The organism is Paraburkholderia sp. PAMB 6770 (assembly GCF_057748135.1).
In genome coordinates, this window is record NZ_CM173238.1 from 818,387 (window position 1) to 830,360 (window position 11,974).

Genomic DNA, 11,974 nt, shown 5'->3' on the forward strand with positions numbered 1-11,974 from the left:
CCTCAGACGGGGTCGGTGGGGGCGGCGCCGCGCGTGCGCGCGGCGACCTGGGCTTCGTATTGCGCGCGCGCGTCGCGCACGGCCGCGCGCGGCGACACCTCGGGCACCGCGACTTCCCACCACCAGCCGCCGTCGGCGGTGGTGCGGGCCGGATCGGTGTCGATGCTGATCACGTACGTGCGGTCCGCGGCGCGCGCGCGCGCGAGCGCCGCTTCGAGCTGCGCGACGTTCGCGACGTGTTCGGCCTGCGCGCCGAGCGCGCGCGCGTGCGCGGCGAAGTCGACGGGCGGCGCGCCGTGCGGGCCCTGCACGCAATCGTCGAACAGGTTGTTGAACGGCGCGCCGCCGCAGGCCTGCTGCAGCCGGTTGATACAGCCGTAGCCGCGATTGTCGAGCACGACGACGATCAGCTTCGCGCCGAGCATCACCGACGTCGCGATCTCGCTGTTCATCATCAGATAGCTGCCGTCGCCGACCATCACGATGACTTCGCGGGTGGGCCGCGCAAGCTTTGCGCCGAGTCCGCCGGCGATCTCGTAGCCCATGCACGAATAGCCGTACTCGACGTGATACGCGCCCGGACGGCCCGCGCGCCACAGCTTGTGCAACTCGGCCGGCAGCGTGCCGGCCGCGCACACGACGATGTCGTCGGTTGCCGAGGTCGCGCTCGAACGCTGCACCGCGCCGATCACGTCGGCATCGTACGGCAGCACGCCGTCGCGTTGCGGCGCGTGCGTGAGCGCTGCAACCGCGTCGCGCCAGCCGGCCGCGAGCGTGCGCGCACGCTCGCTCCACGCGGGCTGCGCGCGCCAGCCGGAGAGGCCGGCCGCGAGCGCGTCGAGCGCGAGGCGCGCATCGGCTTCGACGACACCCTGCGCGCGGTGCTTGAGCGCGTCGAATGCGTTCGCGTTGATGCCGATCACGTCGGCTTGCGTGAAGAGCGTGTTGGAGCCGGTCGTGAAGTCCTGCAGACGGGTGCCGACCGCGAGCACGCAGTCGGCGTCGTGCGCGAGCGCGTTCGCCGCCGGCGAGCCGGTCACGCCGAGCGCACCCGCGTTCAGCGGGTCGTCCCACGCGAGCGCACCCTTGCCGGCCTGGGTTTCCGCCACCGGAATCCCGTGCGCGTGCGCGAACTGCCGCAGCGTGTCGGCGGCGTGGCCGTACAGCACGCCGCCGCCCGCGACGATGAGCGGCCGCTGCGCGTCGCGCAGGCGGGCGAGCGCGGCGGCGATCTCGTCGGCGCGCGGCACACTCGCATGAAAGCTCACCACGCGCGGCGCGAAGAAGTCCACGGGATAGTCGAACGCCATCGCTTGCACATCCTGCGGCAGCGCGAGCGTGACCGGGCCGCATTGCGCGGCGTCGGTGAGCACGCGGATTGCGCGGGGGAGCGCGGTGAGCAGCTGCGCCGGATGCACGATCCGGTCGAAATAGCGGGACACCGGCCTGAATGCGTCGTTTGCGGAGATTCCGCCGTCGTGGAAGTCCTCGACCTGCTGCAGCACCGGATCGGGCGCGCGCGAGACGAACACGTCGCCGGGCAGCAGCAGCACCGGCAGCCGGTTCACGTGCGCGAGCGCGGCGGCGGTGACGAGGTTCGTTGCGCCGGGGCCGATCGAGGTGGTGACCGCCATCATCCTGCGCCGGAAATGGGCTTTCGCGTACGCGATTGCGCTATGCGCCATCGCCTGCTCGTTGTGCGCGCGCAGCGTCGGCAGTACCTCGCGGTGCTGATAGAGCGCTTCGCCGAGACCGGCCACGTTGCCGTGTCCGAAGATCGCGAACACGCCGCCGAAGAGCGGCTCGGTGCCTTGACCGTCTTCGCTCGCGACCTGTTGCGCAGCCAGATAACGCACGAGCGCCTGCGCGGCGCTCAGGCGCAGCGTGCCGCCGCGGGTTGCCGCGGCGGGGGCCGCGTGGGGTGCTTGAGGTGCCTGGGGTGCCTGAGCGGCGTCGGTCGCCGCGTGATGCGAGATACGCTGGTTCATGCCGCCTGCTCCTGATGGACGGGATGGGGCGCGCCGGGCCGCGCCGGCGCGGCGCCGCGCGCGGCGCGCCACGCGGCGATCAGCGTCTCGAAGGTCTCGCGCACGCGGGCGATCAGCGCATCGTCATCGAGCGTGCCGGCCAGCCACGCCTGGCTCGGCTCGTGAAAGATCGTGCGGCCGACCGTGAAGCCCCGGCAGCTCGCCGACTGCGCGGCGCTGCGAAAGCCCTCGGTGAGCTGCTCGACCGCCGCCGACAGCCCGAGCAGCACGACGCCGCGGCAATACGGATCGCGTTCGGCGATCAGCGCGTCGACGGCCTGCCACTGCACGGCGTCCATCGGTTCGAGCTTCCACCACTCCGGGTAGATGCCGAGGTTGTAGAGGCGTTTGAGCGCGCGGAACACGGTGTCCGGTGCGGCCGGCAACCCGGCGTTGCGCGGCGGGATCACTTCGAGCAGCAGCTCGTGGCCGCTCGCCTGGGTCGCGTCGTACAGCGCGCGCAGTTGCGTCTCCTGCTCGATGCGCTGTTCGACCGGTTCGTCCGGGTGATACTGGACGAGGCACTTGACGATGTGCTCATGCGGCCAGCTGACGAGCGACGTGCCGATCGAGCGGCCGTGGTCGAACACGAGCGGCACCGAGCCGGGCAGCTCGACCGGGCGGCCGATCCACCAGCCGCGGCCGGTGGCGGCGTTCAGCGCGTCCTGGCCGTAGCGGTCGTCGATCAGTACGCCGATGCGGCCTTGCAGGCCGAGTGCGCGTTCCGTCTGCGCGACCGCCTCGACGAACAGCGCCTTCAGCGCGGCGATGCGCGTCTCATCGGCCCCGGCCTGCTGCACGAGATCGAAGAACTGGTTGCGATGGTCGAACGCGAAGCCGAGCACCTCGTCCCACTGCTTGCGCGCGGGCGTCACACGGTGCAGCCGCGCGAGCGTGGCGTCGAGATCGGGCCGGCGCATCCGCTGCGGGTCGGCCTGCGCTTCGGCGAGAAAGTAGTCGAGCTCGGCGGGCGTCGGCATGGCCGGCGCGCAGCCGTGGCGCGAGACGACCAGCGCGCCGCTCGCGTTCGCGGCGCGCGCGCACGCGTCGAGCGGCTGATCGCGCAGCCAGCCGGACAGGAAGCCGGACGCGAACGCATCGCCCGCGCCGAGCACGTTCAGCACGTCGACCTCGACGCCGCCATGCAGCGGCACCGCGTCGAGCGACGCCGGCACGTCGCCGTCGACGATCTGGCAGCCGAGCGGTCCGCGCTTGACGACGAGCGTGGCAGGCGTCACCGCGCGCACCATCGCGAGCGCATCGGCCAGTTCGTTCTTGCCGCCGGCGATGCGGAACTCCTCTTCGGTGCCGATCACGAGGTCCATTAGCGGCAGGATGCGCTGCAGGTGCGCGGTGACGTCCTCGCTGGCGATGAAGCGCGTCTCGCCGTCGGCCTTGCCGGTGAGTCCCCACAGCACCGGACGGTAGTCGATGTCGAGCACGGTGCGCACGCCGTTGCGGCGCGCGTAGTCGAGCGCGCGGCGGCTCGCGCGGTTCACCTGTTCGGTCGAGAAGTGGGTGCCGGTGATCAGCAGCGCCTTCGACGACGCGATGAACGCCTCGTCGAAATCCGTCTCGTCGATCGCCATGTCCGCGCAGTTTTCGCGGTAGAAGATCAGCGGAAACGTGTCGCGGTCCTTCAGGCCGAGCAGCACGAGCGCGGTGAGGCGTTCGCGGTCGATGCGCACGTGGCTCGCGTCGCAGCCTTCTTTCGTGAGCGTTTCGGTCAGGAAGCGCCCCATGTGGTCGTCGCCGACGCGCGCGAGCATCGACGACGCGAGGCCGAGCCGCGCGCAGCCGAATGCGATGTTCGCCGACGAGCCGCCGAGATACTTCGCGAAGCTCGTGACGTCTTCGAGCCGCGCCCCGACCTGCTGGGCGTAGAGGTCGACCGCGAGGCGGCCGAGGCAGATGATGTCGCGGCCGCGGCCCGCCGCGAAGCGGCTGGGCGGGGTGCCGGCAGCCGGCGATGGAGTGCTGGAAAGAGCCATGGGAATGTTCCTGGTTGGGCGGGCGCGGACGCCGCGCCACGTGCGCTAGATCGTCGCGCCTTCGAGTTCGCCGATCATCTTCTGCATTTCGGCGCCGCCGGCCATCATGTCGAGCACCTCGTCCTTGCTGATGGTTTCCTTCGTGAAGGTGCCGAGCGAGCGCCCGCGGTTGAGCAGCGTGAACGAATCGCCGATCGGGTAGGCGTGGTGCACGTTGTGCGTGATGAAGATCACCGAGATGCCTTTCGCGCGCGCGGTATGGATCAGCTTCAGCACGTTGAAGCTCTGCTTCACGCCGAGCGCGGCGGTCGGTTCGTCGAGAATCAGCACGCGCGCGCCGAAGTAGATCGCGCGGGCGATCGCGAGGCACTGCTTCTCGCCGCCCGACATCGTGCCGATCGGCTGATGCGGGTCGCGCACGTTGATGCCCATTTCCGCGAGCTTTTCGCGCGACGCGCGGGCGCACAGGTCGAGGTCCATCACGTTCAGGAAACCGAACAGTTTTTTCTGCGGCTCGCGGCCCATGAAGAAATTGCGCGCAACCGACAGCAGCGGCACCAGCGCGAGATCCTGGTAGACGGTGGCGATGCCGAGATCGAGCGCGTCCTTCGGCGACGCGAAGCGCACCGGCTTGCCGTCGACGAGGTAGGTGCCTTCGCTCGGCTGATGCACGCCCGCGAGCGTCTTGATCAGCGTCGACTTGCCGGCGCCGTTGTCGCCGAGCAGGCAGTGCACTTCGCCGCGCTTCAGGCGCAGCGTGATGTCTTTCAGTGCGATCACGTTGCCGAAGAAGCGGCTCACGTTTTCGAGCGACAGGATGTAGTCGTCCTGCGCGGCGGTCTGGGTCGTATCCATTGTCGGCTCCTGCGGTCAGCGCGTGGACGACACGCGGCTGCGCACGTAATGGTTGAACAGCACCGCGAACAGCAGCATGACGCCGAGAAACACGCGGAACCAGTCGGAATCGATGTTCGTATAGGTGATGCCGATCTGCACGACGCCGAAGATCAGCGCGCCGAACGACGCGCCCACCACCGAGCCGTAGCCGCCGGTGAGCAGCGTGCCGCCGATCACCGCGGCGATGATCGCCTGGAATTCGGCTTGCAGACCGCGGTCGGCGGCGGCCGAGCCGATGTCGCACACCTGCAGCACCGCATACAGGCACGAGCAGAACGCGGTCAGGACGAACAGCGAGATCTTCACGCGGCGCACCGGCACGCCGACGTTCTTGGCCGCGTTCGGGTCGCCGCCGACCGCGAAGATCCAGTTGCCGAACTGCGTCTTCGCCAGGGTGAACGCGCACACGGCGGCGAGCCCGAACCACCACAGCAGCACTTTCGGCACGCCGGGGACGAGCGGTGCGCCGTTATCGAGCGTCTTCACGAGACCGACGTGCGCGAGCCACGTGAAGAGGCCCTTGAACGCGCTGCCCTGGAACAGCGCGTGCGCGAATGCGCTTTGCGCGGCGACGTCGCCCACCCCCGAGATGATCGTGCGGTTCGCGAAGATCACCGACAGCGCGAGCGTGAGGCCGCGCAGAATGAACAGGAAGGCGAGCGTGACGATGAACGACGGCAGCCGCGTGCGCATCACGAGGTAGCCGTTCAGCGCGCCGAGCAGCATCGAGCCGGCGAACGCGAACAGGATCGACAGCGCGATCGGCCAGTGGAAGTACATGGTGGGCAGCGCGACCATCATCCCGGCGAAGCCGATCATCGAGCCGATCGACAGGTCGAATTCGCCGGCGATCATCAGCAGGCACGCGCCGACCGCGATGATGCCGAGATAGGCCGCAACCTGCGCCCAGTTCATGATGCCGTCGAGCGCGAACATCCCCGAGTTGCCGGCGCTGATGCCGAACACGATGAATACCATCACGGCGCCCGCGAGCGCGGCGAATTCCGGGCGGTTCAGCAGCTGGCGGAACCACGACTGGCGGCGCACCCGCTCGTCGGATGCGGCAGATGCGTCAGACGCGGTGGCGCCGTTTTCGGACGGCGGATGCTTGGCGTGGGAAGGATTGGCGACGCCCATTGAAACTCTCCTTGGTGCGCGGCGGCCCGGGTCGCGACGACGCCGGGGCGGGCTGCGCGTGAAGCAGTGTGTCGTGGCAGAGGGAGGGGGTGCGGTGCGGCGGATCCTGCGCCGCACCCGCGACCTTCATGGCGGCCGCAGCCGCGCTCGCGCCCGGCGGGCGCGAGAGGCACAGGCCTAGCGGTACTGGCCGGCGTACTTGATGACCTTGTCGATGTTCTCCTTCGTGATGAAACCCGGGCCGGAGCTGATGTTGCGCGGACCGTAGGACGGCATCAGCCCGTATTCCTTCAGGCGTGCCTGGAACTTCGGATTGGCCTGCAGGATCTGGCGGATCTTCGCCGGGTCGGTCGTGTGGTCCCTGTTCACGATGGCGAGCACCGCGACCGGAATGTAGCCCTGCAGGTACGGCTGCTGGTCGATGGCGAACTTGCAGGTGCCGTCCTGGATTGCCTTGGCGATGTCGTTGTCGAAGTCGAAGGTCGCGAACCACATCTTGCCGGCGAGGCCCATCTGTTGCAGCGCCTTGATGGTCGGATCCGCCGAGATCGGGCCGAGCGCGAGCACGCCGCCGGTGTCCGGATGATTGCGCAGATAGGCGCTCACCTTCGACTGGATGCCGGTCGGGTCGGTGCCCGCGTCGAGCGTGGAGGTCTTGAAGTCGACGCCGATCGCATCGGCAAAGCCGCGGCAGCGCTCGAACGAGGCCGGGTTCGTCGCGTAGTGGTTCACGCACAGGAACGACTTCACGCCGGCGGCCTTGGCTTTCTCGCCGGCCGCGTAGCCGGCGGCATATTCGGGCTGGCCGACGTGCATGATCGCGCCGAGCTCGGCGCTCTGCTTCTCGGTGCCGGAGTTGATCGTGACGAGCGGAATGTGCTTCTCGGTCACTTTCCTGATCGAGTTCTTCAGCACGTCGTAGTCGGCGATCGTGACGATCACGCCGTCGTAGTTGCGCGCCGCCGCCTGTTCGATGAGGCGCGCCATGTCGGCGATGTCGCCGTTCGGCGGATTGCGGTAATCGGTCTGCACACCGAAGTCTTCATCGGCCTGCTTGATCGCGTTCTTGATCGTGTTCCACCACGAGTCGGAATCCGGCGCGTGGCTGATCAGAACGAAATGCGGTTCGGCCGCGCGCGCCGGGCTCGATGCGCCGAGGCCCGCCGTCAGCGCGAGTGCGGCCACGAGTGCGCTTACCACTGCCTTGCCATTGCAAAGTCTCATTGTCTCCACCTTTCTCGGTCTTCGTTATTGAACGGAGCGTGGGGCATGTCGGATTGCCGGCGGACGCGCGCTGTCTGCACCTCCGCTGTGCCATCGCTCACGGACAAGATTAGGTCATCTCCCCACGCTTTGCAATTAAAATTTCATGACAGATAAAAATGGAAAATACATTCCATTTCGATCGGCGCGTGCCTATAATCGGCAGCGTCGGCCTGCAATGGCGGGCCCGCGAAACGCGGGTTTTGCGGCGCAACAAGCACACGGAAGGTCACACCATGGCGCAAGACAGCGCAGAAGAATCACCCAGCGTCGACGATTTGATGCAGCGCATCGCGGAAAACTACGAATCGCTGCCGCGCCAGTTGAAGAGCGTCGCGACCTACCTCGAACAGCACCGCGCGAGCGTGATGGTCGATCGCACCAGCGACATCGCGGCGAGTTGCGGCGTGCATCCGTCCGCGGTGGTGCGCTTCGCGCAGCGCTTCGGCTTCTCGGGCTTCTCGGATCTGCAGGCGGTGTTCCGTCAGGCGTATACCGGGCAGGGCGCGTCGTCGCCGAGCTACCAGCAGCGCATCCGCAAGCTGATCGACGGGCAGCCGGGCGCGCTGTCGGGCGGCGCGGTCGCGCGCGAATTCATCGCCGCCTGCCGCGGCGGTCTCGACGAACTCGACGCGGGGCTCGACGCGGCGCAATTCGAGGCGGCTGTGAAGATGCTGCAGCAGGCCGACAACATCTACGTGATCGGCGTGCGCCGCTCGTTTCCGGTGGCGAGCTACATCGTCTATGCGCTGCAGCACACGCCGAAGCGCGTGCACCTGGTATCCGGCTTCGGCGGCATGTATCGCGAGCAGATCCGCAGCGTGCGCAAGGGCGACGTGGTGATCGCCATCAGCTTTGCGCCATACGGCAAGGAGACGCAGTACTGCCTGCGCGTCGCGCATCATCATCAGGCCAGGACGCTGGTGATCACCGACAGCCAGCTTTCGCCGCTCGCGCGCTACGCGAGCACGCAACTGTATGTGAAGGAGGGCAGCGCCTTTGCGTTCCGCTCGCTCACCAGCACGATCTGCCTGTGCCAGGCGCTGTTCATCGCGCTCGCGTACAAGCTCGAATTGAACGTCGAAGAATCGAAAGACACCGGAGGATACGATGACTGAAGGCAGGACAATCGACGTGGCCGTGTTCGGCGCGGGGCGCATCGGCCGCATTCATGCGGCCAACCTCGCGCGGCAGCCCGGCGTGCGGCTGAAGTACGTGGTCGACGTGAACCGCGACGCGGCGGCGGCGCTCGCCGCGCAGCACGGCGCGCAGGTCGCGGACGTGGACGGTGCGATGGGCGACGCGTCGGTCGGCGCGACGGTGGTCTGTTCGAGCACGGACACGCACGCGGACCTGATCATCGCGTCGGCCGCGCAGAAGAAGCACGTGTTCTGCGAGAAGCCGGTCGATCTCACGCTGGAGCGCGCGCGCGCGTGCGCGCAGGCGGTCGGGCACGCCGGCGTGGTCTGCATGATCGGCTTTCAGCGCCGCTTCGATCCGACCTTTGCGGCGGTGAAGGCGCGCCTCGACGCGGGCGAGATCGGCACGCCGGAGATGCTGGTCGTCACGAGCCGCGATCCGGGCGCGCCGCCGCTCGAGTACATCCGGCACTCGGGCGGCATCTTCAAGGACATGCTGATCCACGACTTCGACATCTTTCGCTGGATCCTCGACGACGAGGCCGACACGCTGCACGCGACCGGCAGTTGCCTGAGCGATCCGGCGATCGCCGAGGCGGGCGACATCGATTCGACCGCGGTGACGATCCGCACGAAGCGCGGCCGCCTGTGCCAGATCAACACCGCGCGCCGCGCCGCGTATGGCTACGACCAGCGCTTCGAGGTGCTCGGCAGTGCCGGCATGCTGCAGGCGGGCAACGTGCGGCCGACCGAGGTCGTTGCTTACTCGAAGCAGGCGGTGTCGAGCGACGTGCCCGAGGCGTTCTTCCTCGAACGCTACCGCGCCGCGTATGCGGCCGAAATGGCGCATTTCTTCGCGGCGCTGACCGGGGGCAAGCCGGTCCGCACGACGGTCGCCGACGGCCTGAAAGCGCTGGAGCTGGCCGAAGCGGCCGCGCGGTCGTGGCGCGAAGGCCGGCCGGTGCGGCTCGGCGAGGAGGCGTGATGGCGAGCGCACAACCGGTGCGGATCGGGGTGGTCGGGCTCGGGCGGCTCGGCAAGCGTCATGCGGAGAATCTCGCGTGGCGCGTGCCCGGCGCCGCGCTCGCGGCGGCCTGCAGTCCGCTCGACGAGGAGCGGGCGTGGGCGCGCGACGCGCTGCCGGCATCGCGCCTGTACGACGATTACGCTGCGCTGCTGGCCGACCCGGACGTCGATGCCGTGTGGCTCGTCACGCCGTCGTCGCTGCACGCGCAGCAGATCGTCGATGCGCTGCGCGCGGGCAAGCACGTGTTCTGCGAGAAGCCGCTGTCGCTCGATCTGGCCGAGTGCGAGCGGGTGCTCGCCGAGGCGCGCCAGCATCCGCATCTGCAGGCGACGATCGGCTTCATGCGGCGCTTCGATCCGAGCTACCGCGACGCGTTCGAGAAGGTCGAGGCGGGCCGCATCGGCCGGCCGTTCCTCGTGCGCTCGCAGACCTGCGACATGAACGACCCGGACGGCTTCTTCGTGCGCTTCGCGCCGACCTCCGGCGGCCTCTTTCTCGACTGCACGGTGCACGACATCGACGTCGCGCGCTGGCTGCTCGGCAAGCCGCGCGCGAAGCGCGTGTTCGCGAGCGGCACGGTCGCGCTGCACGAGGGGCTGCGCGCGTTCGGCGACGTGGACAACGGCGTGGCGATCTGCGAGTTCGAGGACGGCCGGCTCGCGGTGTTCTATGCCTCGCGCACGATGGCGCACGGCAACGACACCGGCAGCGAGGTGATCGGCACGGCCGGCGCGCTGAAGATCGGTGCGAACCCGCGGCTGAACCGCGTCGAGATCGCCGATGCGGCCGGCTTTCGCAACGAGTGCACGCCGACCTTCTTCGACCGCTTCGAGGAGGCATTCCTGCACGAGGCGCGTGCGTTCGTCGCGGCAGTGCAGGGCGGCGCGTCGGCCGGCGCGACGCTCGCCGACGCGCTGGAAGCGACCCGGATCGGCAGCGCGCTGCGCCGGTCGCTCGAAACCGGGCAGGCGGTGACGCTCTGACGCTCTGACGCGCGCTCCGGCGGGCAGCGACGCCCTGGCGCGCACCCGCGGGCGGGCGACGCAGCGCGGCGCGCGCGGCCGGTCCCGTCGCCTCGGGCGGCCGCCAGGCGGGAGCGTGACCGGCGGGGGGCGGGCGGCTGCGGTAGAATCGTTGCCTCTCGTCCGGCGCCATGCGGCGCCCCCTCCCGAAGGTCATCGTCGATGCAGATTCAGGTTCACAAGGAAATCGATGCGCGCGGGCTCGCCTGTCCGCTCCCCATTTTGCGGGCGAAAAAGGCGCTCGCGGACATGGAAAGCGGCCAGATTCTCAAGGTGCTTGCCACCGATCCGGGCTCGCAGCGCGATTTCGCCGCGTTCGCGAGGCAGACCGGCAACGAGATCGTCGAAGCGTCGACCCAGGACAAGACCTTCGTTTTCCTGATGCGGCGCCGGTAGGCGCGGGCCAGCGGCCGCGCCGGCGTCCGGCGCATGAAAAAAGGCGCAGTAGCCGCGATATCGCGGCTACTGCGCCTTTTTGACGTCTGCTTGCGGCGTGCGGACGCTTCGCGCCGAACGCCGCGCCCGGGCGAACCTCAGCCTTCGAGGACCGGCGAGCGGGTCCGCAGATACGCTTCGAACTCCTGCGCCACTTCCGGGTGCCGCAGCGCAAACTCCACGGTTGCCTTCAGATAGCCGAGCTTGCTGCCGCAGTCGAAACGCGTGCCGTGATACTTGTACGCGAGCACCTGCTCGTCGGCGAGCAGCGACTGGATCGCGTCGGTGAGCTGCAGTTCGCCGCCCGCGCCCGGCTTCAACGCGCGCAGATGCTCGAAGATGCGCGGCTTGAGCACGTAGCGGCCGACCACGCCGAGGTTCGACGGCGCGACTTCCGGCGCCGGCTTTTCGATGATGCCCGACATCTTGATGATCGACTCTTCCCACTCCTTGCCGTCGACGATCCCGTACGACTTCGTCTCGGACGGCGGAATCTCTTCGACGCCGATCACCGAGCTGTGATAGTGGTTGAACACCTCGATCATCTGCGCCATGACCGGCGGGGTGCCGTACAAAAGGTCGTCCGCGAGAATCACGGCGAACGGGTTGTCGCCCACCAGCTTCTCCGCGCACATCACCGCGTGGCCGAGGCCGAGCGCCTCGGGCTGGCGCACGTAGAAGCAGTCGACGTGGCTCGGCTTGATGCTGCGCACGAGCTCCAGCAGCTTGTCCTTGCCGCGCGCTTCGAGCTCCGCCTCGATTTCGTACGACTTGTCGAAATGGTCCTCGATCGCGCGCTTGCTGCGGCCCGTGACGAAGATCATTTCGGTGATCCCGGCTGCCATCGCTTCCTCGACCGCGTACTGGATCAGCGGCTTGTCGACGATCGGCAGCATTTCCTTCGGGCTCGCCTTGGTGGCGGGCAGGAAGCGGGTACCGAGGCCTGCCACCGGAAATACCGCTTTTGTAACTTTTAGCATGTGAATATCCTGAATTTTCGGGTGGCGACGCCGGTGCGCGAGCACGGGCGCGGAGC

Annotated in this window: 10 protein-coding genes; 4 read left to right on the forward strand and 6 right to left on the reverse strand. The window is 68.5% G+C overall.

The window, feature by feature from the left end; all coding sequences use genetic code 11:
- Positions 1-2 precede the first annotated feature (2 nt).
- The 5 genes from iolD to AC3AP7_RS03925 all read right to left on the reverse strand — a co-directional run bounded on the left by iolD (position 3) and on the right by AC3AP7_RS03925 (position 7,276).
- Positions 3-1,988, reverse strand: a complete 1,986-nt coding sequence (gene iolD / locus AC3AP7_RS03905; protein ID WP_475765376.1) for a 3D-(3,5/4)-trihydroxycyclohexane-1,2-dione acylhydrolase (decyclizing) — start codon at positions 1,986-1,988, stop codon at positions 3-5.
- Positions 1,985-4,018: a bifunctional 5-dehydro-2-deoxygluconokinase/5-dehydro-2-deoxyphosphogluconate aldolase gene (locus AC3AP7_RS03910; protein ID WP_475765375.1), complete on the reverse strand. Its 2,034-nt coding sequence runs from the start codon at positions 4,016-4,018 to the stop codon at positions 1,985-1,987. The genes iolD and AC3AP7_RS03910 overlap by 4 nt, the downstream gene beginning before the upstream one ends.
- Before the next feature lie 45 nt (positions 4,019-4,063).
- Complete coding sequence (locus tag AC3AP7_RS03915) at positions 4,064-4,873, reverse strand: ATP-binding cassette domain-containing protein (protein WP_475765373.1); 810 nt, start codon at positions 4,871-4,873, stop codon at positions 4,064-4,066.
- A 15-nt stretch (positions 4,874-4,888) separates the two neighbouring features.
- A complete protein-coding gene (locus tag AC3AP7_RS03920; RefSeq protein WP_475765370.1) occupies positions 4,889-6,052 on the reverse strand; it encodes an ABC transporter permease in 1,164 nt (387 codons plus the stop codon).
- 177 nt (positions 6,053-6,229) lie between these two features.
- Positions 6,230-7,276, reverse strand: a complete 1,047-nt coding sequence (locus tag AC3AP7_RS03925) for a sugar ABC transporter substrate-binding protein (protein ID WP_475765367.1) — start codon at positions 7,274-7,276, stop codon at positions 6,230-6,232.
- 275 nt (positions 7,277-7,551) lie between these two features.
- On the opposite strand from AC3AP7_RS03925, the gene AC3AP7_RS03930 reads away from it, so the two are divergent.
- From AC3AP7_RS03930 to AC3AP7_RS03945, 4 genes are all read left to right on the forward strand, one after another.
- The gene (locus tag AC3AP7_RS03930) at positions 7,552-8,433 is read left to right on the forward strand and encodes a MurR/RpiR family transcriptional regulator (RefSeq protein WP_475767795.1); all 882 of its coding nucleotides are present in this window, start codon (positions 7,552-7,554) and stop codon (positions 8,431-8,433) included.
- Positions 8,426-9,439, forward strand: a complete 1,014-nt coding sequence (gene iolG, locus AC3AP7_RS03935) for an inositol 2-dehydrogenase (protein WP_475765364.1) — start codon at positions 8,426-8,428, stop codon at positions 9,437-9,439. The genes AC3AP7_RS03930 and iolG overlap by 8 nt, the downstream gene beginning before the upstream one ends.
- Positions 9,439-10,464 carry a Gfo/Idh/MocA family oxidoreductase gene (locus AC3AP7_RS03940; protein WP_475765363.1) on the forward strand — a complete coding sequence of 342 codons (1,026 nt, stop codon included), beginning with the start codon at positions 9,439-9,441 and terminating at the stop codon, positions 10,462-10,464. Before iolG ends, AC3AP7_RS03940 begins: the two co-directional genes overlap by 1 nt.
- A gap of 207 nt (positions 10,465-10,671) precedes the next feature.
- Complete coding sequence (locus AC3AP7_RS03945; RefSeq protein ID WP_475767793.1) at positions 10,672-10,899, forward strand: sulfurtransferase TusA family protein; 228 nt, start codon at positions 10,672-10,674, stop codon at positions 10,897-10,899.
- Between the two features lie 137 nt (positions 10,900-11,036).
- Here the strand turns inward: AC3AP7_RS03945 and galU are convergent, their stop codons facing one another.
- Positions 11,037-11,918: a UTP--glucose-1-phosphate uridylyltransferase GalU gene (gene galU, locus AC3AP7_RS03950; RefSeq protein ID WP_475765361.1), complete on the reverse strand. Its 882-nt coding sequence runs from the start codon at positions 11,916-11,918 to the stop codon at positions 11,037-11,039.
- Positions 11,919-11,974: the final 56 nt, after the last annotated feature.